This window comes from Leifsonia sp. 563, from assembly GCF_040545055.1.
Classification (GTDB): Bacteria; Actinomycetota; Actinomycetes; order Actinomycetales; family Microbacteriaceae; genus Leifsonia.
On sequence record NZ_JBEPLE010000004.1, the window covers coordinates 207,019 to 229,280 of the forward strand.

Genomic DNA, 22,262 nt, shown 5'->3' on the forward strand with positions numbered 1-22,262 from the left:
CGCGCTCCCGCCGCGTCATCCGTGCGGCGCAACCCCGTCCGTCGGTGGGAGGATCGGAGCATGACCGACGACGCCCTCACCGACGACGCCCTGAACTCCCTCCCGAAGGCCGAGCTGCACCTCCACATCGAGGGGACGCTGGAGCCGGAGCTCGCGTTCGAGCTCGCCGCCCGCAACGGCATCGACCTCCCCTACGCGACGGTCGAGGAGCTGTCGGCGCAGTACGACTTCGACGACCTGCAGTCGTTCCTCGACCTGTATTACGCGACGATGGCCGTGCTGCGCACCCGCGAGGACTTCGCGGAGCTGACCCGCCGCTACCTCCGCCACGCGCACGCGCAGGGCGTCCGCCACGCCGAACTGTTCTTCGACCCGCAGGCGCACACGTCGCGCGGTGTCGCGTTCGACGACGTCGTGGACGGCATCGGCGACGCGCTGGATGAGGCCGAGCGCGATCTCGCGATGTCCGGGGGCCTCATCCTGTGTTTCCTGCGCGATCAGCCGGTCGCCTCCGCCGAGGAGGCGCTGACAGCCGGGCTCCGCCGCACGGACCGCATCGTCGGTGTCGGACTCGACTCCGCCGAGGTCGGCTACCCGCCGTCGCTGTTCGAGGGCGTCTACGCCCGCGCCCGCGCCGCCGGCCTGCACGCGGTCGCCCACGCCGGCGAGGAAGGCCCGCCCGCATACGTGCGGGAGGCGCTCGACCTCCTGCATGCAGAGCGCATCGACCACGGCATCCGCTCGATCGAGGATCCGGAACTCGTCGCGCGGCTGGCCGAGGAGCGCATCCCGCTCACCGTGTGCCCCCTCTCGAACGTTCGTCTGCAGGCGACGCCGGACCTCCGCGACCACCCCCTGCACCGGCTGGATGCGGCGGGCGTCCGCGTCACCGTGAACTCCGACGACCCCGCGTACTTCGGCGGCTACGTCGGGCAGAACTTCGCCGCGGTCCGGGATGCGCTGGGCCTCTCCGTGGATCAGGCCCGCCGGTTCGCCCGCACCTCGATCGAGGCGTCGTTCGCGTCGGACGCCCGCAAGGCGGAGCTCTTCGCCGAGCTGGACGGCTGGAACGCGTGACCCGGCAGGATGTGCGCACGGCCGACGGCCGGGCGCTGCGCTTCTTCGACACGGGCGGCACCTCAGACGCCCCGGTGCTCGTCTGGCACCACGGCACGCCGCAGACGGGTGCCGTGATCGCCCCGGTGGCCGCTGCGGCGGAGGCCCGCGGGATGCGCGTGCTCTCCGTCACGCGGCCCGGCTATCCCGGCTCGGACGCCCGCCCCGGGCGCTCGATCGCGGATGCGGCGCTCGACATCCTCGCGGTGGCCGACCTCCTCGGCGTGGAGCGGTTCGTCACCGTCGGCGCGTCCGGGGGCGGCCCGCATGCTCTCGCGCTGGGCGCCCTCGAACCGGAACGGGTGGCCGCGATCGTCACGCTCGCCGGCCTCTCCCCCTTCGACGGCTCCCCCGATTGGTTCTCCGGGATGGCGTCCCCGGACGCCCTGCGCGCCGCCCTTTCCGGCCGCGAGGCCCGGCTGGCGTACGCCGAGACCGCCGAGTTCGATCCCGAGTCCTTCACCCCGCGCGACTACGACGCGCTGAACGCCGACTGGGGTCCGCTCGGGGCCGACGCGGGCGCCGGAGCCGCGGAGGGCCCGGCGGGCGAGGCCGACGACGACATCGCCTACGTCTCGCCGTGGGGCTTCGATCTGCGTGCGGTCCGGCCTCCGGTGCTCCTCGTGCAGGGCGGCTCCGATCGCGTCGTCCCACCCCAGCACGCGGCCTCCCTCCTCGAACGCCTCCCCGACGCCGAGTTGTGGATCCGCCCGCGCGATGGTCACATCTCGGTGCTGACGGCCCTCGGCGTGACGCTCGACTGGGCGCTGGCCCAGGCGTCGGCGTAGTCCCACCGGAGACGGCGCCCGACCCCCTGTGGGTAGACTCGACCTGCCCCCACCTTCGACGGAGTGACATGTCTACGCGCAGCGCACGTGTGGCTCGCGGCCTCATCGCCGCCGGCTTCGCGACCTTCGTCGCCGCGCTGTTCCACGTCGCGGGCGGAGGACTGCCGCCGAGCGCGGTGGCGTTGACGCTCAGCCTCGTGTTCTCTGGGCTCGGCTGCATCGTCCTCGCCGGCAAGCGGTCGACGCTGTGGCGGTCGGCCTCCTCCGTCGCGCTCAGCCAGTTCCTGTTCCACGCGCTGTTCTCGTTGAGCCCGTCCGCGCACTTCGCGGGAGCGACCGGCCACCTCCATCCCGGATCGCACCTCACGATGGTGACGGACGGTGCGGCAGCGACACCCATGTCCGGCATGTCGATCAGCGGATCGTGGATGTGGCTGGCCCACGCCGCCGCCGCCCTCCTCACCCTCGCAGCGCTCCGCTACGGCGAGCGCGTGTTCGTGGCCGTCTCCGAGTTCACCGCCTTCTCGCTGCGGCGGCTGCTGACCGCGGTCGCCGTCGTCGACGTGCCGGTGGCGCAGGCGCGGGTCGAGACAGTCCCGGTGATCCTCCCCGACCGGACGGTCGTGCTCGGGCGCCTCCGTCACCGCGGTCCTCCGGCACTGATGGGCCCGGCCTGAGCGCTCCGCTCCCCCGCCGGGCAGAGGTCTGCCGCGTCTCGCGGTTCTCCCACCTATCTGCCTACCCGGCCGCACCACGCGGTCGAGAATCGGACCCTTCTCATGAACACGCGTTTCCTCACGGGCGCGGCCGCCACCGTGGCCGCCGCCGCCCTCGCCCTCTCGTTCCCCCTCGCCGCCAGCGCCCACGTCCGGGTGAATCCGGACCAGGCTCAGCCCGGCAGTTACGCCACGCTGACGTTCAAGGTGCCGACCGAGTCCGCCACCGCCGGCACGGTCAAATTGGAGGTGGATCTGCCCACCGACACCCCGTTCACCTCCGTCTCCTACCAGCCGCTCACCGGCTGGACGACCCAGGTCGTCACCGAGAAGCTCGCGAAGCCGGTGAAGACGGATGACGGCACCATCACGGAGGCGCCGGTGAAGGTCATCTGGACGGCGAGCCCCGGCGTGCAGGTCGCACCGGGCGAGTTCCAGCAGTTCGTGATCTCGGCGGGGGCGGTCCCCGACACCGGCAGCATCCTGCTGCCCACCCAGCAGACCTACTCCGACGGCACGGTCGTGGACTGGGATGAGAAGACCCCCGCCGACGGAAAAGAGCCGGAGCACCCGGCCCCGACCCTCTACGTCACGGCGGCGCCGCCCGCGGAGGACGGCGCCGCCGGTCCGCTGATGACGAGCACACCGGCCGCGCCTGCGCCGACGGCGTCGTCCGCGGCGAGCGACGCGGTCGCGATCGGTCTCGGGATCGGAGGACTCGCGCTGGGTGCGATCGCCCTGGTCGTGGCGGTATTCGCCCTCACGCGCCGCGGCACGGCGACGAGCCCGCGGGGCTGACACGGTGACCCGGACAGCCCGCGCCCGGATGCGGCCCTCGGCCCTGTCCGCTCTGGCCGGTGTCGCGCTGGCGTGCCTGCTGGCGGTCGTCCCCGCGGCGGCCGCCAGCGCTCACGACTACCTCGTGCAGAGCACGCCGTCGGCCGGCTCCACCCAGTCGACGCCGCTCGAGAGCGCATCCCTCACGTTCAACGACCGCGTGCTCGACCTCAGCGGCGACGGCTCGTCGTCGCTGGTGCAGGTCACCGACGCTGCGAACCGTCACTACGAGACGGGCTGCCCCACCATCGCCGACCGCACGGTCACGGCTCCGGTGGCCCTCGGTGCACCGGGCGCATACACGGTGACCTGGCAGATCGTCTCGGCGGACGGGCACACCGTGTCCGGCACCATCCCGTTCACCTACCAGCCTCCGGCCGGAGCCACGGCATCGCCCGGGAGCGACGGCCCGCCGGCGTGCGCGGCGGGAGCGGCGACAGCGGGTGGACGGAGCACCGGCGCCGCAACGTCGAGTCCGGCCCCCGCCGCCGGGGCGACCGGGAGTTCGGGCTCTGGAAGCATCGCGCTGGTGATCGGCATCGGTGTCGGGATCGTGGTGCTCGCCCTGATCGGCGTGCTCACCGGTCGCCGACGCCCTGCTCAGCCGAAGGCGGACGAAGAGTCCTGACCACTCCGCGCCGGCGGACGACCGACCGTCGTCCGCCGGCGCGGAACCACCACCCCGTCACTGACGAGCCATCGCCACCCGCAGTCGCTCGTCGTCGTCGATGAAGTGGTCGTTGTCGTCCAGCCCGGCATCGAGCTGCACCCAGCGGATGCGCCCGGTGAACCGGCTCGTGGCGGTCGTGTAGTCGGGCGAGACGGGAGTCCCCGACTCGTAGCCCACGTCGGTCGTCTCGTCGGCCGAGAAGATCATGGGCTGGGTGACCCCGATCCGCCCGGAGCCGACCTCGCGGCCGTCGTAGTAGAGCGTGACATCGCCGCCCTTCGCCAGGCCGCCGCCGTCGTAGGCGAACTCGGCGCGCACCTGCCGTGTCCCCGCCGGCACCGGTTCCCCGGCTTCGGTCGTGAACAGCTGGATGCCGAGGACGTTGTAGGTGAAGCGCGCGACGCCGTCGACCAGGTAGAGGGCCCATCCGCCGAAGCGGCCGCCCTGCGCGACGACCACGCCCGATGCTCCGCCGTCCGGGATCTCCAGCTCGGCGGTGACCGAGAACGAGCGGTTCTTCAGGCTGATGACGCTGTTCTCGGACAGCCGGCCCATCCCCGGGTACAGGAGCTGGCTGTTGCCGTGCACGAGGACAGGGCGCCCGGCCATCTGCGGGCTGAGCCGTTCGGCCGTGCGGTCGTCGAGCGGGACCACGTTGTACTTCACCGCCTCGATCAGCCACAGCCTCTGCAGCGCGTGGAGGCGGTCCGGTTGCTCGGCGGAGAGGTCGCGCGCCTGGCTGTAGTCGACGCTCCCGTCGTACAGTTCCCACACGTCGTCGTCGAAAGCCGGGACGGTGCCTCCGACCAGGTTCCACGGCGTGCGATGCTTCGTGACGGCGCTCCACCCCTTGAAGTAGATGCCGCGGTTGCCGAACATCTCGAAGTACTGAAGGTCGTGCCGCTCCGGCTCGTCCGCGCTGTCGAACGTATAGACCATGCTGGTGCCTTCGATCGGCGACTGCTGGACCCCGTTCACGAACGTGGGCTCCGGAAGCCCTGCGGCCTCCAGCACCGTCGGCGCGATGTCGATGCAGTGGGTGAACTGCGACCGCAGGCCGCCCTTGTCGGTGATGCGCTCCGGCCAGTGCACGATGGTGCCGTTGCGGGTGCCGCCCCAGTGAGAGGCGACCTGCTTAGTCCACTGGAACGGCGTGTCCATCGCCCAGGCCCAGCCCACCGCATAGTGGTTGTACGAGCTCGGGCTGCCGAGCTCGTCCAGCTTCGAGAGCAGGAACTCCGGCGTCTCGAGCGCGGCCATGCCGTTGAAGTTGGCCATCTCGTTGAAGGCGCCGTTCAGCGTCCCCTCGGCCGATGCGCCGTTGTCGCCGATGATGTAGTAGATCAGCGTGTTGTCGAGGATGCCGAGGTCGTCGATCGTGTCGAGCACCCGGCCGACATGGTGGTCGGTGTGCTCGAGGAACCCGGCGTAGACCTCCATCTCGCGTTCCAGCACCGGCTTCAGCTCGTCGGGCATGTCGTCCCAGGCCGGGATCTCGGGGTTCCGCGGGGTCAGCTCGGCGTCCGCGGGGATCACCCCGAGCTCCTTCTGGCGCGCGAAGGTCTGCTCGCGGAGCGCATCCCACCCGCCGGCGAACTTGCCGGCGTACTTGTCGGCCCATTCCTTCGGCACGTGGTGCGGCGCATGCGTCGCGCCTGGCGCGAAGTACACGAAGAACGGCTTGTCCGGCATGAGCGCCTTCTGCGTCCGGATCCAGGTGGAGGCGTGGTCGGCGAGGTCCTCCGTCAGGTGGTACCCCTCCTCCGGGGTGGCCGGCGGCTCGACGGGGGTCGTCCCGTCGTAGAGGGCCGGATCCCACTGGTTGTCCTCTCCCCCGATGAACCCGTAGAAGGTCTCGAAGCCTCCACCCGCGGACGGCCAGGCGTCGAACGGTCCCATCGGCGACGACTGCCACACCGGGACCTCATGGCACTTGCCGAACTGCGCCGTCGAGTACCCGTTCAGCTTGAGGGTCATCGCGAGCGGCGCCTTGGTGTTCGGTCGCAGCGAGCTGTTTCCGGGCGCCGAGGTCGCCGTCTCGGTGATGCTGCCCATCCCCACAGAGTGGTGGTTGCGCCCGGAGAGCAGCGCCGCGCGGGTCGGGGCGCATAGCGCCGTCGTGTGGAAACGGTTGTAGGTCAACCCGTTCGCGGCGAGACGCTCCGCGTTCGGGGTGGCGCAGGGGCCACCGAAGGCGCTGGACGCGCCGAATCCCACGTCGTCGATGAGGATCACCAGGACGTTGGGCGCACCCTCCGGTGGCCGCAGCGGGGTGATCGGCGGATACGACGTGTCCGGGTCCTTCGCGTCATACGTGGTGAGCCCGGGCGACGGTCGGTCCGGGATCGGCAGGACGCTGCGGGCTGCGCGGTCGATGGCCATGACGCCCCCTCAGATGCGCCGGCGGCGCGGGGTCACGGCGGCGCCGACGACGGCCGCCTTGGCCACGGGCGCGGGGCCCGGTGTGACGGCGCGGGTGACCACGGCCGCCTTGGCGACGGGCGCGCGGACGACGCCGACCCGTCCGACTCGTGCTGCTCTCAACATCTCAGACTCCCTGCTCTTCCTGCTCTTCTGCTGCTTCGAGTTCGGCTTCCGCCTCGAGGGCGTCGGCGATGTCCTGGCTGTGGATGCGGCCGTCGGCGATGAGCCTGCCTCCGGCCCGGCGTGCGGCGGCCGCGAACGGCGCCGCCCACAGGTTCTCGTAGACGATCGCGCCGGCGACGCTGCCCGGCTCCATCGCCTCGGACAGGGTCGCGATATCGGCCTCCGCGAGGAAGTCGGCAAGCTGCTCCGCGAGCGTGGCGAGAGCCGACGGGCCCTCCAGCTCCGACAGCTCGACGGCCTCGACGGAGCCGTCCTCGTCCTTGACGAGGACGATCGCATCCACCAGGCGGATGATGCCCGCGTCGACCAGAGCGAGCAGTTCGTCGATCACCTCCCCCGAGAAGTTCTGCTGCCCCGCCGGGAATTCGATGATCACGAAGTCGATCGGGGCGACGGATTCAACGTCATCGGTCATGGTGTACCTCCCACTGGTCCGGTCATTTCCGGCTCAGTGTCGCAGGGAGGGTCCACTCGCGGACAGGCAGTGTTTGCGACGCGTCAGAAACACGAAAGTCCCCCGGGATTCCGGGGGACTTTCGACAACAACACGTGACAGCGACCTGATGGTGGAGATGGGGGGAATCGAACCCCCGTCCACTGCTGTGGTCATGTGCCTTCTACGGGCGTAGCCAGTGAAATCGCTTTCTCGGCCCCGGAGCTTGTCGCTGGCACCTGCTCCGACGGGCCCAGTATCAGTGGAAGTCCCTCTGCACCCTGATGCTCAATGCAGAAGCAAGTCCTCTAGCTGACGCCAGGATCCGGGTAGAGGACGATTCCCGGTCTGACGGTCTCTCAAATGGCGGAGGTGAACTTACGCCGCGAGGGCGAAGTCGGCCTTGGCCGAGACAGTGCTCTTGTTATTGGCACTTATTTTTTCGCATGGATCGTTAACGAGATAACCATGCATCCTCGACCCGCTTCTCACAGTCACGCAGACAATGTCGAAACCGATCATCCCCATGCGCGGCCGAGTGGCCGGGTCGCTGTCACGCGCTGTTGAGTTGTCCAGATACTGGTGCCGCCGCCAGGGCGGGCAGCTACTCATAGTACAACATCGTCGAGCGGCCGTTTATGCCACCATCGGGGAATGGCCGACACGATCATCACCGTCCAGGGAGAGTACGAGCTGCGGCACCCGGCCGAGCGCGGAGCGGCGAGGCTCCGGGTCTCCTACGAGGGGCCGTCGCGGGATGAGGTACTCGCCCTCACCACGCAGCGCCAGCTCCAGCTCAGCAGCGAGCTGCGCGACCTCCACAACCCGCAGAGCGGACCCGTCACCCAGTGGTCCTCCGACCAGCTGCGGGTCTGGGGCGACCGACCCTGGAGCAACGACGGCCGCCGGCTTGACGTCGTGCACCATGCCGAGGTCGGGATCGACGCCCTTTTCAACGACCTAGGCGCGCTGTCCGACTGGGTCGGCGTGGTGTCACTGCTCGACGGCGTCGCGGTGGACGGGGTGACGTGGTCGCTGACGGAGGCGCGCCGGCAGAGCCTGACGCAGGAGGCGCGGCGACGGGCGGTCGAGAACGCCGTCGCCAAGGCGACCGTGTACGCGACGAGCCTCGGGCTCACGACGGTGAAGCCGCTCGCCCTCAGCGACCCCGGCATGCTCGGCGACGGTTCGGCCCCCGGTCAGCCGCCGCAGCCGCTGTTCGCCCGGGCGGTGTCCGCCGACACCGGTGGAGCCACTCTCTCGCTCAAGCCGGAAGAGCTGACGATCGCGGTGCAGGTGCACGCGCGGTTCTCCGCCTCCTGACGAGCCGCGGTCCAGAGCCTCAGGAACCGGGGGTCTGCGGTGTCCCCGGCGTCGACGGCGGACGGGTCGGGAACGCATCCAGCTTGAGCACGCGCGTCGCGGTCACGCTGTCGTCCGCACGCTTGGCGATCACGATCACCTCGTCGCCTTTCGCGAAGTCCGACTTCGATGCCGACTGCATCGGCGTGCCGAAGACGGTCGACGACGTCACCCGCACCTCGACCGACGCGCCGCTCTCGCGGTCGATCGTCCAGGTGTCCCCCGAGATGGATGCGATGGTGCCGCGGAGCAGGACGCGCCCCTTCTGGTCCTCGCCCCCACCCTGCTGACCGCCGCCGTTGCCGTTTCCGCCGCCGTCACCCGGACGCCCCGGCATACCGGGAACACCCGGCTGCTGTCCGTGGCCCTGACCGGGGAGGACGTGCGAGATCGCGCGCCCACCCAGGTGCGACACCACGCTTGCGACCGCGAAGGAGCCGGCCGTGACGAGGCCGAGCAGCACGACGATCGACAGCACGAGCGTCGAGATGGCGAACGCCAGACCGTGTCGTCTGTAGAACGGTTCACCGACGACCGGCGCTGCCGTAGTCGCGGCCGGCGCTGCCGGAGCCGCCGGCGCAGCAGGACCGGGCGGCGGCGTCTGGCCCTGATAGGGCGGCAGCGGCTCGGTGGGATCGGTGGGCGGCGTGTTGCTCATGCTCACATGAAAGCATCCGACAGCGTTGTTGGCGCTGGGAGGCGGTTATGGGTCCGATGAGAATCCGGACGCCGACCTGAGAACGTCAAAGCGCGGCGTCGCAGCATCAGCATCGCAGAGCGTCAGGCCGGCTCCACCAGCACGGATCGCAGCTTGGCGAGCTCCACCTCGTCCAGCCCGGCCTCGAGCAGGTACTGCCGCACGCTCCCCGCACGCTGCTCGATCCTGTCGATCGTGGTCTCCAGCGCCTCGCGCGGGCTTCCGCCGAGAATGATCCGGAGGTCCGGCGTGACCTCGACGCCGTAGCCGCGGACGAGCTCCAGCATCCCTTCGAGCCACGGTCCGCGCAGGTTGTCCTCGGTGACCGCGTAGTCGGACACGACGGTCTCCCGGTCGACCCCGACCGCCAGCAGGGCGAGTGCGACGACGATGCCGGTGCGGTCCTTGCCGGCCGTGCAGTGGACGACCACGGGCTCCTCCCCCGTGTCCGCGATCTCGCGCAGCGCACGGACGATGACATCCGTGTGCTGGAAGACGATCTTGTCGTACAGGTGCACGATGGTCGCCCCGACGGTGGATGCGGACGCGCCCGATCCCTCGAACACCGGGAGGTGCAGCACCTCGACGTCGAGCCCGTCCAGGGCGTCCGGCAGTGCCGCGACCTCGAAGTCGTCGCGCAGGTCGATCACGATGCGGATGCCCAGCTCGCGCAGGGCGTCGCGGCCCGCCGGCCCGATGCGGCCGAGCGCGTCGGCCCGGTACAGCTTGCCCCGCCGGGTCGTACCCCCGTCGACCGGATAGCCACCGACATCCCGGAAGTTGTACGTGCCTTCGATCGGGATGCGCTGAGCGGTCGAGTCCATACCCTCAGTCTGTCACTCCGCCCGGGCTGTCACTCCGCCCGGGCGCTCACTCGCCCAGGTGGCCGCGCGTGGACATCGCCCGCTGCGCCTCGCGCTGGTCCTGACGCTCGCGCAGCGCCTGACGCTTGTCGTACTCGCGCTTGCCCTTGGCGACAGCGATCTCGACCTTCGCCCGGCCGTCGTTGAAGTAGATCGACAGCGGCACGATCGTGTAGCCGCCCTGCTTGACCTTGTTCTCGATCTTCAGGATCTGCGCCTTGTGCAGCAGCAGCTTCCGCTTGCGCCGGGGGGCGTGGTTGTTCCACGTTCCGTCCGCGTACTCCGGGATGTGCACGGCGTCGAGCCAGGCCTCGCCTCCATCTACGAACGCGTAGCCGTCGACGAGGGACGCCCGCCCCATCCGCAGCGACTTCACTTCGGTCCCGGTGAGCACGAGGCCCGCCTCGAAGGTGTCCTCGATCGTGTAGTCGTGGCGCGCCCGGCGATTGGTGGCCACGACCTTCTGGCCCCGTTCCTTCGGCACAGCTCGCTCCTCACATCGGCGATGGTCGACGCCCGGCACGGTGCCGGGCAGCGGACCAGTCTATCGCCCTCCGCCGGTCTCCGGGCGTGTCAGACCTTCAGGTAGCGCTTGATCGCGAAGTTGGCCGACGCGGCGGCCAGCAACACGCCGATCACCACCAGGATGGGGATCACCAGCCAGGCCTGCTCCATCCCGACGAAGTTGATCGACTGGATGCGCTGGCTGAGGTAGCCGCGGACGAAGAACTGCACGCCGAGCGCGATCACGACGGAGGCGAGGATCGAGCCGATCAGGGCCGCGATCACGCCCTCGATGATGAACGGCGTCTGGATGAAGCGGTTGGACGCGCCGACGAGCCGCATGATCCCGATCTCCCGCCTTCGCGAGAAGGCGGAGAGCCGGATGGTCGTGGCGATCAGCAGCACAGCAGCCACGAGCATGAGCGCGGCGATGCCGATCGCGGTGTAGCTCGCAGCGTTCAGGATGCTGAAGATCTGATCCAGGTAGCTCCGCTGGTCGACCACGCTCTGCACGCCGGCCGAACCGGAGAGCGTCTCGGTGAGCACAGCCGACTGGTTCGGGTCCTTCAGGTTCACCCAGAACGTCTGCGGGATCATGTCCGGCGTGACGAAGTCGGCGATCTGGTTGCCCTTGAACTGCTCTTTGAACTGCTCGTAGCCCTGCTTCTGGTCCTGGAAGTAGAACTTCTGGATGTACGGGGCGAGCTCCGGCGACTCGAGCTGCTTCTTCACCGCCTCGATGGTCTGGTCGGTGGCCGGTCCGCTCGCGCAGTTGTCGGTCGTCGTGCACATATACACGGCGACCTGCGCGCGGTCGTACCAGTAGGTCTTCATCTGGCCGATCTGCATCTGCAGCAGGACGGCCGTGCCGACGAACGTCAGCGAGATGAACGTGACGAGGATGACCGAGACGACCATCGACAGGTTGCGGCGGAGGCCGTTGCCGACCTCCGACCAGATGAGTCCGAATCTCATTTCGTCGGCCCCACATTCTGGTCGCCGTCACGGTCGGAGTCCTCGCGCAGACCGCTGAGGTCGAGGTTGGCCGTGAAGTTCAGGTGTTCGGGGAGCTCCTCCGACGCGGGGGCCGGAGGGACGGGCGCAGTCGCGAACTGCACGGGCGCCGGGTAGGCGGCGGGCTGCGGCTGCTCGGTGGGCTGCGCGGGCTGCGCGTGCTGCGGCTGGTGCGCGGGCTGCGCGTGCGCGGGATGCGGCTCGTGCGCGGGTTGCTGGGGCGCCGCCTGCTGCGGCACCGCCTGCTGGGGTGCGGTCTGCTGCGGAGCGGCCTGCGGCACCGCCACCGGGGCGGTCGGCGTGGAGGTCGGCGCGTTCGGCCGGGTCATCGGGGCGGCGGACGCCGGCGCCGACGCGGCAGCGGCTCCCGCGAAGACGGGCGTTGCGGCGGAGACCGGTTCGTCGCGCTCGAGCGGCTGCGCGATGGGGATCGCGGCCGTGAAGCCGTATCCGCCGTGGCGCTCGTCGCGCACGATCTGGCCGCCCACAAGCTCGATCACGCGGCGCTTCATCTGGTCGACGATCGCGGCCTCGTGCGTCGCCATGACGACGGTCGTGCCTCCGGCGTTGATGCGCTCGAGCACGGCCATGATGCCGGCGCTCGTCGCGGGGTCGAGGTTTCCGGTCGGCTCGTCGGCGAGGAGCACCTGCGGCTTGTTGACCACCGCTCGGGCGATCGCCACGCGCTGCTGCTCACCGCCCGAGAGCTCGTGCGGCAGGCGCTGCGCCTTGCCGTCGAGGCCGACCATCTTCAGAACGTCGGGTACGGCCTCCTGGATGAAGCCGCGCGACTTGCCGATCACCTGCAGGGTGAAGGCGACGTTCTGGAAGACGTTCTTGTTCGGCAGCAGCCGGAAGTCCTGGAAGACGACACCGATGTTGCGGCGGAAGTACGGCACCTTGCGCGACGAGATCGTGCCGAGGTCCTGCCCCAGCACGTGGATCTTGCCCTTCGTGGGCTTCTCCTCTTTGAGGATGAGGCGCAGGCAGCTGGACTTGCCGGAACCGGAGGCGCCGACGAGGAAGACGAACTCTCCGCGCAGCACTTCCAGGTTGATGCCGTTGAGTGCCGGGCGCGCTGTGCCCGGGTACTGCTTGGATACGTGTTCGAACCGGATCATGACCCCTTGAGACTAAGCAGTCCCGCTCCGATCCGCAGTAGCGACATGCCCGTGCGCCACAACCGCCCGGGCTTTGCTCCCCGGGCTTTACTCCTCGGACTTGTTGCCCGCGCGCCAGCGGATGCCCGCGGCGATGAAGCCGTCGAGGTCGCCGTCGAACACGGCGCTGGGGTTGCCGGACTCGTATCCCGTGCGGAGGTCCTTCACGAGCTGCTGGCCGTAGAGGAAGTAGGAGCGCATCTGGTCGCCCCAGCTCGCCGTGATGGTGCCGGCGAGCTCCTTCTTCTTCGCGGCCTCCTCCTCCTTCTGCAAAAGCAGGAGGCGGGTCTGCAGCACGCGCATGGCGGCCGCGCGGTTCTGGATCTGCGACTTCTCGTTCTGCATCGAGACGACGAGGCCGGTCGGGAGGTGGGTGATGCGCACCGCGGAGTCGGTGGTGTTGACCGACTGGCCGCCGGGGCCGGACGAGCGGAACACATCCACGCGGATGTCGCCCTCCGGGACCTCGACCTCGGTCGCCTCTTCCATCAGCGGGATGACCTCGACGGCCGCGAACGACGTCTGGCGCTTGTCGGCCGAGCCGAACGGGCTGATGCGGGCGAGGCGGTGCGTGCCGGCCTCGACCGACAGCGTTCCGAACGCGTACGGCGCATCCACCTCGAAGGTCGCCGACTTGATGCCTGCGCCCTCGGCGTAGGAGGTGTCCATGACCTTCACCGGGTACTTGTGCTGCTCCGCCCAGCGCAGGTACATGCGCATGAGCATCTCGGCGAAGTCGGTGGCGTCGTCGCCGCCGGCGCCCGAGCGGATGGTCACGATGGCCGCACGGTTGTCGTACTCGCCGCTCAGCAGCGTCTGCACCTCGAGGTCGCCGAGCGCGGCCTGCAGCGACTGCAGCTCGGTACGGGCCTCGGCCGCCGACTCCTCGTCCTCCGCCTCGTTGGCCAGCTCGACCAGCACCTCCAGGTCGTCGAGGCGGCGCTCGATCGCGGTGATGCGTGCGAGCTCCGACTGGCGATGGCTGAGCGCGCTTGTCACCTTCTGAGCGTTGGCGGTGTCGTCCCAGAGGTCGGGGGCTCCCGCCTTCTCGCTGAGGTCGGCGATGTCGGCGCGCAGGCGGTCGACGTCGACCACCGCGGTGATGTCGGAGAAGGTGGACCGCAGGTCGGCGATCTGGGAGGAGAGGTCGAGTTCGATCATGTCGTCCTCCAGCCTACCGGGCCGCCCCCGACGCCGACCCTGCGTCCCGGGCGAGCGCCCGCGAACGGAAGTTGTACGGTGTTAACGAAATGACTTCCGAAGAGCGCCCCTTCAGCTTCCGCTCCGTCGCCCTCGCCGCCTTCCTCCCGACGCTGCTGTTCTCCGTCGGAGAGGGAGCGATCATCCCGATCATCCCCATCGCCGCCGGCAACCTCGGCGCGAGCCTCGCGATGGCCGGCTTCATCGCCTCCATGGTGATGCTGGGGGAGCTCGCCGGAGACATCCCGAGTGGATGGGTGGTGTCGCGGGTCGGCGAGCGCACCTCCATGATCGGCGCGGCCGTCGTCGCGATCGTCGGCGTCGTCATCTGTCTTCTTGCGCCGAACTACTGGGTGCTGATGGCCGGCATCTTCCTCGTCGGGATCGCGACCGCCGTCTTCGCCCTCGCGCGGCACGCGTTCATGACGTCGTACGTCCCCGCCCGCTACCGCGCACGGGCACTGTCGACGCTCGGCGGCATCTTCCGCGCTGGATGGTTCATCGGCCCGCTCATCGCGTCGGCCGTCATCGCCGTGACGGGGTCGACGCAGTCCGTCTTCTGGATCTTCATCATCAGCTGCCTCGGTTCGGTCGTCGTGCTCCTGGCGCTCCCCGACCCGGAGAAGATGTTCGGGCCGTCAGCGCGGGTGACCGACGAGTCGGGCGCCCAGGTGACCACCGGCGAGGAGGAGGCCGAGGAGCGCACCCACGGGCTGTTCCGCACCATCTGGTCGTTCCGCGAGGTGCTCCTCCGGATGGGCGCCGGCGTCTCCCTCGTGGCGGCGATCCGCTCCGCCCGCACCGTCCTGATGCCTCTCTGGGCGGTGTCCATCGGGCTGAGCGAGTCGAATACGGCGCTGATCATCGGTCTCGCCGGAGCCGTCGACTTCGCGCTCTTCTACGCCAGCGGGCAGATCATGGACCGGTTCGGACGGATGTGGAGCGCCATCCCGTCGATGCTCGGCCTCGGTCTCGGTTTCCTGGTGCTCGCCTTCTCGCACGACCTGAGCTCGGCGGTCGCCTGGTACATCGGCGTCTCGCTGTTCCTCTCGGTGGCGAACGGCATCGGCTCCGGCATCGTGATGACGCTCGGCGCCGACCTGGCGCCGAAGGACCGGCCCGCACCGTTCCTCGGCGCGTGGCGGTTCTCCGCCGACGCCGGGCAGGCCGCCGCTCCCCTGTTCGTGTCGCTGCTGACGGCGCTCGTCTCCATCTCGTTCGCGAGCGGGGTCATGGGCCTGCTCGGACTGGTCGGCGCGGGGATGCTGGCCCGCTACATCCCGCGCTACGTCCCGCGCAGACCCCGCCCCGCCTGACACGGAATACCCTGGCCGACGACGCGCTTGCATATCCATGCAGACGCATGAATCGAGGGATGACATGGCCGGGAAGCTGGAACTCGGGATCGACACGTTCGGCGACGTGACGCTGGATGCCGACGGGAAGCCGCTGTCGCAGGCGCAGACCCTGCGCAACGTCGTGGCGGAGGGGGTGCAGGCCGACCGCGTCGGCCTCGACTTCTTCGGCGTCGGCGAGCACCACCGCGAGGACTTCGCCGTCTCAGCGCCCGAGGTCGTGCTCGCTGCGATCGCGGGGCAGACCGAGCGCATCCATCTCGGGTCCGCGGTGACGGTGCTGAGCTCGGACGACCCGGTGCGGGTGTTCCAGCGGTTCGCGACGCTCGACGGCATCTCGGGAGGCCGCGCGGAGGTCATCCTCGGGCGCGGATCGTTCATCGAGTCCTTCCCGCTGTTCGGGTACGACCTCGCGAAGTACGAGGAGCTGTTCGAGGAGAAGCTGAACCTGTTCGCCGAGGTGCGCAAGCAGGAGCCGGTCACCTGGACGGGCGAGCTACGTCCATCCCTGGACGGGCAGTCGGTGTACCCGCACGTCGAGCACGGCCTCCTGAAGACGTGGATCGGCGTCGGCGGGAGCCCGGAGTCGGTGGTGCGTGCGGCGCACTACGGCTTCCCGCTCGTGCTCGCCATCATCGGCGGCGGAGCGATGCGGTTCCAGCCGCTGGCGGAGCTGTACCGCAAGGCGCTGGAGCAGTTCGGACAGGACACCACCCTCCCGATCGGCGTGCACTCCCCCGGCTTCATCGCCGAGACGGACCAGAAGGCCAAGGACATCCTGTGGCCGCACTACGAGGTGATGACGAACCGGATCGGCCGCGAGCGCGGCTGGCCGCCGGCCTCCCGCGCGCGCTTCGAGCACGAGGCGGGGCCGGACGGCGCGCTCGTCGTCGGCTCGCCGGAGACGGTCGCGCAGAAGATCGCCTACGCCGCCAAGGGGCTCGGCGCCTCCCGCTTCGACATCAAGATGAGCAACGGGACGCTGCCCCACGACGACCTGATGCGCTCGATCGAGCTGTACGGCACGGAGGTCGCTCCGCGCGTCCATGAGCTAATGTCGTAGCCGCGCCCAGCGCACTGCGGGAGTGGTGAAACTGGCAGACACGCAGGATTTAGGTTCCTGTGCTTCGGCGTGAGGGTTCGAGTCCCTTCTCCCGCACCGTGTACGACCCCAGGATGATCTTCTCGGGCGGATCCGAATTCGCACGCTTCGTGCAGCTTCCAGCGCATGGCCGACGCTAAACTCGGGCTCAGCTTTCCCACCGATCCCTCCTGGAGAACCGTGATCCATCACGCCGGCCTCATCCCGTGGCTCGACCCGAACACCATCATCCACTCGGCGGGTCCGTGGGCGCTCCTGGTGGTCTGCGGAATCGTCTTCGCCGAGACCGGTCTGCTGGTCGGCTTCCTCCTGCCCGGCGACACCCTGCTGATCATCTCGGGGCTGCTGACGCACACCTCGCTGGTGTTCGGGGTCGACATCTGGTGGGTCTGCCTCGCCATCGCGTTCGCCGCGTTCCTCGGCGGTGAGGCGGGGTATCTGATCGGGCACAAGGCCGGCCCACGGATCTTCGAACGCAAAGAGACCGGACTGTTCTCGATGGAGAACGTGCGGCGCACCAACCAGTTCTTCGAGCGTTTCGGGGCCCTCGCGGTCATCGTTGCCCGGTTCGTGCCGATCGTGCGCACGTTCGCGCCGGTCGCCGCGGGCGTCGGCCACATGAGCTACAAGAAGTACTCGCTCTACAACGCCCTGGGCGCGCTGCTGTGGGGCGCCGGCCTGACGTTCTTCGGCTATCTGATCGGCTACATCCCGCCGGTGGCGAACTTCGTCTCGAGCTACATCGACGTCATCCTGATCGGCGCGGTCGTCATCACACTGGTGCCGACGCTCTTCCACTACTTCCAGTCGCTGCGCAAGTCCAAGCGGAAGGCCGCCGAGAGCGCGGCCGCTCCCGCGGTCGTCGACGAGCCGGCACCCGCGCCCACGCACCCGGAGGCCTGAGCCGCCGACCGCGCCAAACGGGTCAGCGCCGCCGGGTCAGCGGTGGAATTCGTCCTCGTGCGCGGCGTGCTCCGCGGGCTCCAGCTGGAACGTGGAGTGCTCCACGTCGAAGTGCGTCGTCAGGCAGCCGGAGAGCTCGTCGAGCAGGGTGCCCGTCCGTCCCTCGCGGAACACCGCGGGCTCGCAGACGACGTGAGCGCTGAACACCGGGGCGCCCGACGTGATCGCCCAGACGTGCACGTCGTGCACGGCCACCACGCCCGGTGTGCCGAGGATGTGATCCCGGATCTCGGCCACATCCGTGTCCGCCGGCGCCGCCTCGCTCAGCACGCGCACGACGTCGCGCAGCAGCACGAACGCGCGCGGCACGATCAGGGCGGCGATCAGCAGGGATGCGATCGCGTCGGCCGGGGTGAAGCCGGTGAGCAGGATGACGACCGCCGCCACGATGACGGTGGCCGACCCGACCAGATCGCCGAACACCTCCAGGTACGCCCCGCGCATGTTGATCGAGTGGCCGGCGGAGGGTCGCAGCAGCAGCAGGGCGCCGAAGTTCGCGACGAGGCCGATCGCCGCGACGACGAGCATCGGGATGCTGTGCACCTCGGTCTCGCCGCCCACCAGCCGCCCGATCGCGCCGACGGTGACCGTCACAGCGACGACGACCAGGATGAGGCCGTTGATGAGCGCGCCGAACACCTCGGCCCGACGGAAACCGAAGGTCTGTCTGTCCGTCGCCGGGCGCGCGGCCACGATGGTCGCCATCAGCGCGATGATGAGCCCGGCCAGGTCGCTGAGCATGTGGCCGGCGTCCGCCAGCAGCGACAGGGAGCCGCTCACCCACGCGCCGACGACCTCGACGACGAGCACGACCGCCACGATGCCGATGGCGATCAGCAGGCGGTTGCGGTTGGCGGTGTGGCCGTGGTCGTGACTCATCTCAGCTTCTACGCTAGGGAGAAGTTCGCTCCACCGCCAGGGCCCAGACCTAGATGGGAATGAGTGCCGTTCTCAGCTCTCGCCGAGCTCCCGCAGCGCCGGGACGATCGCCGACAGCGCTCGGGCGCGGTGGCTCTCCGCGTTCTTCACCGAGGGCTCCAGCTCCGCCGCCGTCATGTCGTGTCCGTCCGGCACGAAGATCGGGTCATAGCCGTGCCCGTTCTCCCCGCGCGGCTCGCGTGCGATGCTTCCGGGCCAGATGCCCTGGACGACGGTGGGCTCGCCATCCGGCGTGACGAGCGCGAGCGTAGCCGTGAAGTGCGCGGCGCGGTCCGCGTCCGGGATGTCGGCCAGCTGATCGAGCAACAGCCGCAGGTTGGCGGCCGCGTCGCCGTGCGAGCCCGCCCAGCGGGCGGAGAAGATCCCCGGAGCGCCGCCCATCACATCCACACAGATGCCCGAGTCGTCGGCGAGCGCGGGAAGCCCGGTGTGGGCGACGGCGGCTCGCGCCTTGATCAACGCGTTCTCCTCGAAGCTGACGCCGTCCTCCACCGGCTCGGGGCCGTCGTAGGCGACGATCTCGAGGCCAGGAACCTCCCGCCCGAGGATCTGCTGGAACTCGCGCGCCTTGTGCTGGTTGTGCGTTGCGAGGACGACGCGGACCACGCTCAGGCCTCCGCGGCCGCCGCGGCCGGGGCGAGGGCCGCCGTCTGGATGCCCGCGAGCTCGGTCGTGCCGGCGAGCGCGAGGTCGAGGAGCGAGTTCAGCTCGCCACGGTCGAACGGCGCGCCCTCGGCGGTGCCCTGCACCTCCACGAAGAGGCCGCGGCCCGTCACGACGACGTTCATGTCGGTCTCGGCCCGCACATCCTCGACGTAGGCGAGGTCGAGCATCGGCGTCCCGTCGATGATGCCGACGGAGACCGCGGAGACCGAGTCGATCAACGGCGTCGCCTTCTGCCCGATGAAGCGGTGCTCGCGACCCCACTCGAGCGCCTCCGCGAGGGCGACGTAGGCGCCGGTGATCGCGGCGGTGCGTGTGCCGCCGTCGGCCTGCAGCACGTCGCAGTCGAGGACGATCGTGTTCTCGCCGAGCGCCTTCATGTCGACGACGGCCCGCAGGCTGCGCCCGACCAGACGACTGATCTCGTGCGTGCGGCCGCCGACGCGTCCCTTGACCGACTCCCGGTCCATGCGCTCGTTCGTCGAGCGCGGAAGCATGGCGTACTCGGCCGTGACCCAGCCGCGGCCCTTGCCCGACATCCAGCGCGGAACGCCGTTCGTGAACGAGGCGGTGCAGAGCACGCGCGTGTTGCCGAAGGAGATGAGCGCGGAGCCCTCCGCCTGGCGGCTCCAGCCCCGCTCGATGGTCACGGGACGCAGCTGGTCCGGGGTGCGCCCGTCGGCGCGGGTGATGTCGGTCACTCAGGTCTCCTCGGTGGGATCAATGGCTCGGTGGGCGGTGGACGGTCAGAGCGGGAGGTCGATGACGCCGGTGTGCACCAGGTCGACCTGCGAGACCTCGGGGCCGATGAACCGGTGGGCCAGACGCAGGAAGGTGTCGGCGTCCGAGCCGGTGGCTTCGTAGTGGATGGTCGGCGGCAGCGGTGAGCGGCGCTCGAGCCCCTGGCCGACGAGGGTGCGGTAGACGTCCTTGGCGGTCTCGGTGTCGCTGGAGACGAGCGAGACGCCCTCCCCCATCACGTACGAGATCGCGCCCTTCAGGAACGGGTAGTGCGTGCAGCCGAGCACTAGCGTGTCGACATCGGCGTCGCGGAGCGGCTGCAGGTACTCGGCGGTGACCCGCAGCACCTCCTCGCCGCTCGTGACGCCCGCCTCCACGAACTCGACGAACCGCGGGCACGCCTGCGTGAACAGCTGGAGGGTCGGTGCGGCAGCGAAAGCGTCCTCGTAGGCGCGGGAGGCGATGGTGCCGACCGTGCCGATCACCCCGACCCGGCCGGTGCGCGTCGCGGAGACGGCACGCCGGACAGCCGGCTGGATGACCTCGATCACCGGCACGTCGTAGCGCTCGCGCGCATCCCGCAGCATCGCCGAGGACGCGGTGTTGCACGCGATGACGAGCATCTTGACGCCCTGGTCGACGAGGAAGTCGAGCACTTCGAGCGAGTACCGGCGCACATCGGCGATCGACTTCGGACCGTACGGGGAGTGCGCGGTGTCGCCGACGTAGAGGATGGACTCGTTGGGCAGCTGATCGCGGATCGCCCGGGCGACGGTCAGCCCGCCCACACCCGAGTCGAAGATCCCAATCGGCGCATCCGTCACAGCACTCCAGCCTACCGGTCCGGTGGCGCACGGAGGCGTGAGTAGGTCGGGTGGCGTGAGTAGGCTGGCGACGTGACCGAGAGAGCCGCGTCCTCCGCGCTACTGACCGACCGCTACGAGCTCACGATGCTCGACGCCGCGCTGCTCGCCGGCACCCACGATCGCGAGTGCGTGTTCGAGGCGTTCACCCGCCGGCTTCCCGATGGACGCCGTTACGGCGTGCTGGCCGGCACCGGACGGCTGCTCGAGCTGATCGAGCAGTTCCGGTTCCAGGATGCCGAGCTGCAGTTCCTGCGCGACAACCACGTGGTGCGCGACGAGACCATCGACTGGCTCGCCGACTACCGCTTCTCGGGCACGATCCGCGGCTACCGCGAGGGCGAGCTGTTCTTCCCCGGATCGCCGTTCTTCATCGTGGACGCCCCCTTCGCCGAGGGCGTCATCCTCGAGACCCTCCTGCTGAGCGTCTTCAACTACGACTCGGCCGTGGCCTCGGCCGCCGCGCGTATGGTGGCCGCGTCGGCCGGTCGCCCGCTGGCCGAGATGGGCTCACGCCGTGCGAACGAGCGCTCGGCGGTCGCTGCCGCCCGCGCCGCCTTCATCGCCGGGTTCTCGGCGACGTCGAACCTCGAGGCCGGGCGCACGTGGGGCGTGCCGACGATGGGGACCGCGGCCCACGCCTTCACTCTCCTGCACGACTCCGAGGAGGACGCCTTCCGGGCACAGGTGGATGCGCTCGGCCCCGGCACCACGCTCCTGGTCGACACCTTCGACGTCGAGAAGGCGATCGAGACGGCCGTGAAGGTGGCCGGTCCGGAGCTCGGCGCCGTGCGGCTCGACTCGGGCGACCTGCCCAAGCTGGTCAAGCAGGTGCGCCAGCAGCTCGACTCCCTCGGCGCCACGAAGACCCGCATCACCGTCACCAACGACCTCGACGAGTTCACGATCGCGGCCCTCGCCGCCTCCCCCGTCGACTCCTACGGGGTCGGCACGTCCGTCGTGACCGGCTCCGGGCATCCCGCCTCCGGCATGGTCTACAAGCTCGTCGCGCACCGCGGCGGCGACGGCGGCGAGTGGATCTCCGTCGCCAAGAAGTCGGACGGCAAGGCCAGCATCGGCGGCCGCAAGCACCCGATCCGCCGGCTCGACGCGCGCGGGACGGCGGTGGCCGAGGTGGTGCACATCGTCGAGAAGGGAGACACGCCGGACGACAGCGGGCGCGACCTCCTGGTGCCGCTGATCACGGACGGCGAGGTGCACCGCGAGCACCTGGGCGTCGAGGGGACGCGCCGGGCGCGTGAGCACCGCGCGCTCGCCATGGCGGAGCTGCCGGACGAGGCATTCCGTCTGGGCCGCGGCGACCCCGTGCTGCCCACGCTCTTCGGCTGAGCCCGGCCGGGCGACGTGGCCCGAGGGCTACTCGCCCTGCAGGCCCTCGTAGATCTCGCGGCAGGTCGGGCACACCGGGAACTTCTCGGGGTCGCGGTTCGGCGTCCACATCTTGCCGCACAGCGCCTTCACCGGCTTGCCCGTGAGAGCCGACTCGAGGATCTGCTCCTTCTTGACGTAGTGCGAGAAGCGCTCGTGGTCGCCCGGCTCCTGGTTCTGCAGGAGCTCCTCGAGCTCGCGGTCGAGCGTCGTCGCCCCGCCGCCGCTCGGCTGGCCGCCCGGCTCGGAGATGCTCGCTTCGTTCATACCACCAGTTTAG

The 22,262-nt window shown here is 69.8% G+C and carries 24 protein-coding genes, 1 tRNA gene and 1 other RNA gene; 11 read left to right on the forward strand and 15 right to left on the reverse strand.

The genetic code is table 11. The features are described from left to right. Positions 1 to 60 precede the first annotated feature (60 nt). The 5 genes from ABIC47_RS13670 (at position 61) to ABIC47_RS13690 (ending at position 4,085) form a co-directional block, all read left to right on the forward strand. Positions 61 to 1,077 (forward strand): adenosine deaminase, encoded by a 1,017-nt coding sequence (locus ABIC47_RS13670; RefSeq protein ID WP_354481110.1) that lies wholly within the window; start codon positions 61 to 63, stop codon positions 1,075 to 1,077. Continuing rightward, positions 1,074 to 1,904, forward strand: coding sequence for an alpha/beta fold hydrolase (locus ABIC47_RS13675; RefSeq protein ID WP_354481112.1), 831 nt, complete (start codon positions 1,074 to 1,076; stop codon positions 1,902 to 1,904). Before ABIC47_RS13670 ends, ABIC47_RS13675 begins: the two co-directional genes overlap by 4 nt. Positions 1,905 to 1,972: 68 nt before the next feature. Then, positions 1,973 to 2,581 (forward strand): hypothetical protein, encoded by a 609-nt coding sequence (locus ABIC47_RS13680; RefSeq protein WP_354481114.1) that lies wholly within the window; start codon positions 1,973 to 1,975, stop codon positions 2,579 to 2,581. A gap of 102 nt (positions 2,582 to 2,683) precedes the next feature. After that, positions 2,684 to 3,418: a YcnI family copper-binding membrane protein gene (locus ABIC47_RS13685; RefSeq protein WP_354481115.1), complete on the forward strand. Its 735-nt coding sequence runs from the start codon at positions 2,684 to 2,686 to the stop codon at positions 3,416 to 3,418. A 4-nt stretch (positions 3,419 to 3,422) separates the two neighbouring features. Beyond that, entirely contained in the window at positions 3,423 to 4,085 is a 663-nt protein-coding gene (locus ABIC47_RS13690; protein ID WP_354481116.1) for a copper resistance CopC family protein, read from the forward strand. 57 nt (positions 4,086 to 4,142) lie between these two features. On the opposite strand, the gene ABIC47_RS13695 is transcribed toward ABIC47_RS13690, so the two are convergent. The 4 genes from ABIC47_RS13695 to ssrA all read right to left on the reverse strand — a co-directional run bounded on the left by ABIC47_RS13695 (position 4,143) and on the right by ssrA (position 7,693). Further along, the gene (locus tag ABIC47_RS13695; protein ID WP_354481118.1) at positions 4,143 to 6,509 is read right to left on the reverse strand and encodes an arylsulfatase; all 2,367 of its coding nucleotides are present in this window, start codon (positions 6,507 to 6,509) and stop codon (positions 4,143 to 4,145) included. A gap of 9 nt (positions 6,510 to 6,518) precedes the next feature. Beyond that, on the reverse strand, positions 6,519 to 6,674 hold the full coding sequence (locus ABIC47_RS13700) for a hypothetical protein (protein ID WP_018190529.1): 156 nt from the start codon (positions 6,672 to 6,674) through the stop codon (positions 6,519 to 6,521). Between the two features lies 1 nt (position 6,675). Next, the gene (locus ABIC47_RS13705; protein WP_018190528.1) at positions 6,676 to 7,149 is read right to left on the reverse strand and encodes a DUF6325 family protein; all 474 of its coding nucleotides are present in this window, start codon (positions 7,147 to 7,149) and stop codon (positions 6,676 to 6,678) included. A 149-nt stretch (positions 7,150 to 7,298) separates the two neighbouring features. Further along, positions 7,299 to 7,693, reverse strand: a transfer-messenger RNA (tmRNA) gene (gene ssrA / locus ABIC47_RS13710). A 128-nt stretch (positions 7,694 to 7,821) separates the two neighbouring features. Between ssrA and ABIC47_RS13715 the strand changes: the two genes are divergently transcribed. After that, positions 7,822 to 8,490, forward strand: coding sequence for an SIMPL domain-containing protein (locus tag ABIC47_RS13715; protein ID WP_354481120.1), 669 nt, complete (start codon positions 7,822 to 7,824; stop codon positions 8,488 to 8,490). A 19-nt stretch (positions 8,491 to 8,509) separates the two neighbouring features. Here the strand turns inward: ABIC47_RS13715 and ABIC47_RS13720 are convergent, their stop codons facing one another. From ABIC47_RS13720 to prfB, 6 genes are all read right to left on the reverse strand, one after another. Continuing rightward, positions 8,510 to 9,187 carry a DUF5666 domain-containing protein gene (locus tag ABIC47_RS13720; RefSeq protein WP_354481122.1) on the reverse strand — a complete coding sequence of 226 codons (678 nt, stop codon included), beginning with the start codon at positions 9,185 to 9,187 and terminating at the stop codon, positions 8,510 to 8,512. A gap of 122 nt (positions 9,188 to 9,309) precedes the next feature. Then, on the reverse strand, positions 9,310 to 10,050 hold the full coding sequence (locus tag ABIC47_RS13725; RefSeq protein WP_354481124.1) for a tyrosine-protein phosphatase: 741 nt from the start codon (positions 10,048 to 10,050) through the stop codon (positions 9,310 to 9,312). 46 nt (positions 10,051 to 10,096) lie between these two features. Beyond that, positions 10,097 to 10,573, reverse strand: a complete 477-nt coding sequence (gene smpB, locus ABIC47_RS13730) for an SsrA-binding protein SmpB (RefSeq protein WP_018190524.1) — start codon at positions 10,571 to 10,573, stop codon at positions 10,097 to 10,099. 89 nt (positions 10,574 to 10,662) lie between these two features. Further along, positions 10,663 to 11,568: a permease-like cell division protein FtsX gene (gene ftsX, locus ABIC47_RS13735; protein WP_018190523.1), complete on the reverse strand. Its 906-nt coding sequence runs from the start codon at positions 11,566 to 11,568 to the stop codon at positions 10,663 to 10,665. Beyond that, positions 11,565 to 12,728: a cell division ATP-binding protein FtsE gene (gene ftsE, locus ABIC47_RS13740; protein WP_354481126.1), complete on the reverse strand. Its 1,164-nt coding sequence runs from the start codon at positions 12,726 to 12,728 to the stop codon at positions 11,565 to 11,567. The genes ftsX and ftsE overlap by 4 nt, the downstream gene beginning before the upstream one ends. An 87-nt stretch (positions 12,729 to 12,815) precedes the next feature. Beyond that, a complete protein-coding gene (gene prfB / locus ABIC47_RS13745; RefSeq protein WP_020075100.1) occupies positions 12,816 to 13,928 on the reverse strand; it encodes a peptide chain release factor 2 in 1,113 nt (370 codons plus the stop codon). An 89-nt stretch (positions 13,929 to 14,017) separates the two neighbouring features. Here prfB and ABIC47_RS13750 point away from each other — a divergent pair, with 89 nt between their 5' ends. From ABIC47_RS13750 to ABIC47_RS13765, 4 genes are all read left to right on the forward strand, one after another. Beyond that, positions 14,018 to 15,283, forward strand: a complete 1,266-nt coding sequence (locus tag ABIC47_RS13750; RefSeq protein ID WP_354481128.1) for an MFS transporter — start codon at positions 14,018 to 14,020, stop codon at positions 15,281 to 15,283. Positions 15,284 to 15,347: 64 nt separating this feature from the next. Next, positions 15,348 to 16,385 carry an LLM class flavin-dependent oxidoreductase gene (locus ABIC47_RS13755; protein WP_354481130.1) on the forward strand — a complete coding sequence of 346 codons (1,038 nt, stop codon included), beginning with the start codon at positions 15,348 to 15,350 and terminating at the stop codon, positions 16,383 to 16,385. Positions 16,386 to 16,401: 16 nt separating this feature from the next. Next, positions 16,402 to 16,481: transfer RNA gene (locus ABIC47_RS13760), tRNA-Leu, on the forward strand. 69 nt (positions 16,482 to 16,550) lie between these two features. Then, positions 16,551 to 17,327 carry a DedA family protein gene (locus ABIC47_RS13765; protein WP_231371057.1) on the forward strand — a complete coding sequence of 259 codons (777 nt, stop codon included), beginning with the start codon at positions 16,551 to 16,553 and terminating at the stop codon, positions 17,325 to 17,327. Between the two features lie 36 nt (positions 17,328 to 17,363). Here the strand turns inward: ABIC47_RS13765 and ABIC47_RS13770 are convergent, their stop codons facing one another. The 4 genes from ABIC47_RS13770 to murI form a co-directional block, all read right to left on the reverse strand. Continuing rightward, entirely contained in the window at positions 17,364 to 18,266 is a 903-nt protein-coding gene (locus ABIC47_RS13770; RefSeq protein WP_089875349.1) for a cation diffusion facilitator family transporter, read from the reverse strand. A 72-nt stretch (positions 18,267 to 18,338) separates the two neighbouring features. Beyond that, positions 18,339 to 18,932: an RdgB/HAM1 family non-canonical purine NTP pyrophosphatase gene (gene rdgB / locus ABIC47_RS13775; RefSeq protein WP_354481132.1), complete on the reverse strand. Its 594-nt coding sequence runs from the start codon at positions 18,930 to 18,932 to the stop codon at positions 18,339 to 18,341. Between the two features lie 2 nt (positions 18,933 to 18,934). After that, positions 18,935 to 19,690: a ribonuclease PH gene (gene rph / locus ABIC47_RS13780; protein WP_018190515.1), complete on the reverse strand. Its 756-nt coding sequence runs from the start codon at positions 19,688 to 19,690 to the stop codon at positions 18,935 to 18,937. A gap of 45 nt (positions 19,691 to 19,735) precedes the next feature. Further along, positions 19,736 to 20,554, reverse strand: coding sequence for a glutamate racemase (murI, locus tag ABIC47_RS13785; RefSeq protein ID WP_018190514.1), 819 nt, complete (start codon positions 20,552 to 20,554; stop codon positions 19,736 to 19,738). A 72-nt stretch (positions 20,555 to 20,626) separates the two neighbouring features. Between murI and ABIC47_RS13790 the strand changes: the two genes are divergently transcribed. After that, the gene (locus ABIC47_RS13790; RefSeq protein WP_354481135.1) at positions 20,627 to 21,943 is read left to right on the forward strand and encodes a nicotinate phosphoribosyltransferase; all 1,317 of its coding nucleotides are present in this window, start codon (positions 20,627 to 20,629) and stop codon (positions 21,941 to 21,943) included. A 27-nt stretch (positions 21,944 to 21,970) separates the two neighbouring features. Here ABIC47_RS13790 and ABIC47_RS13795 read toward each other — a convergent pair whose 3' ends face one another. Beyond that, positions 21,971 to 22,249, reverse strand: coding sequence for a DUF3039 domain-containing protein (locus ABIC47_RS13795; protein WP_018190512.1), 279 nt, complete (start codon positions 22,247 to 22,249; stop codon positions 21,971 to 21,973). Between the last annotated feature and the right edge of the window lie 13 nt (positions 22,250 to 22,262).

What these genes read in the sequence shown, in the direction of transcription:
- ABIC47_RS13670 (WP_354481110.1), top strand. Translation starts at nt 61, where the DNA reads ATGACCGACGACGCCCTCACCGACGACGCCCTGAACTCCCTCCCGAAG.
- ABIC47_RS13680 (WP_354481114.1), top strand. Translation starts at nt 1,973, where the DNA reads ATGTCTACGCGCAGCGCACGTGTGGCTCGCGGCCTCATCGCCGCCGGC.
- ABIC47_RS13685 (WP_354481115.1), top strand. Translation starts at nt 2,684, where the DNA reads ATGAACACGCGTTTCCTCACGGGCGCGGCCGCCACCGTGGCCGCCGCC.
- ABIC47_RS13695 (WP_354481118.1), bottom strand. Translation starts at nt 6,509, where the DNA reads ATGGCCATCGACCGCGCAGCCCGCAGCGTCCTGCCGATCCCGGACCGA.
- ABIC47_RS13700 (WP_018190529.1), bottom strand. Translation starts at nt 6,674, where the DNA reads ATGTTGAGAGCAGCACGAGTCGGACGGGTCGGCGTCGTCCGCGCGCCC.
- ABIC47_RS13705 (WP_018190528.1), bottom strand. Translation starts at nt 7,149, where the DNA reads ATGACCGATGACGTTGAATCCGTCGCCCCGATCGACTTCGTGATCATC.
- ABIC47_RS13715 (WP_354481120.1), top strand. Translation starts at nt 7,822, where the DNA reads ATGGCCGACACGATCATCACCGTCCAGGGAGAGTACGAGCTGCGGCAC.
- ABIC47_RS13720 (WP_354481122.1), bottom strand. Translation starts at nt 9,187, where the DNA reads ATGAGCAACACGCCGCCCACCGATCCCACCGAGCCGCTGCCGCCCTAT.
- ABIC47_RS13725 (WP_354481124.1), bottom strand. Translation starts at nt 10,050, where the DNA reads ATGGACTCGACCGCTCAGCGCATCCCGATCGAAGGCACGTACAACTTC.
- ftsX (WP_018190523.1), bottom strand. Translation starts at nt 11,568, where the DNA reads ATGAGATTCGGACTCATCTGGTCGGAGGTCGGCAACGGCCTCCGCCGC.
- ftsE (WP_354481126.1), bottom strand. Translation starts at nt 12,728, where the DNA reads ATGATCCGGTTCGAACACGTATCCAAGCAGTACCCGGGCACAGCGCGC.
- prfB (WP_020075100.1), bottom strand. Translation starts at nt 13,928, where the DNA reads ATGATCGAACTCGACCTCTCCTCCCAGATCGCCGACCTGCGGTCCACC.
- ABIC47_RS13750 (WP_354481128.1), top strand. Translation starts at nt 14,018, where the DNA reads ATGACTTCCGAAGAGCGCCCCTTCAGCTTCCGCTCCGTCGCCCTCGCC.
- ABIC47_RS13755 (WP_354481130.1), top strand. Translation starts at nt 15,348, where the DNA reads ATGGCCGGGAAGCTGGAACTCGGGATCGACACGTTCGGCGACGTGACG.
- ABIC47_RS13765 (WP_231371057.1), top strand. Translation starts at nt 16,551, where the DNA reads ATGGCCGACGCTAAACTCGGGCTCAGCTTTCCCACCGATCCCTCCTGG.
- ABIC47_RS13770 (WP_089875349.1), bottom strand. Translation starts at nt 18,266, where the DNA reads ATGAGTCACGACCACGGCCACACCGCCAACCGCAACCGCCTGCTGATC.
- ABIC47_RS13795 (WP_018190512.1), bottom strand. Translation starts at nt 22,249, where the DNA reads ATGAACGAAGCGAGCATCTCCGAGCCGGGCGGCCAGCCGAGCGGCGGC.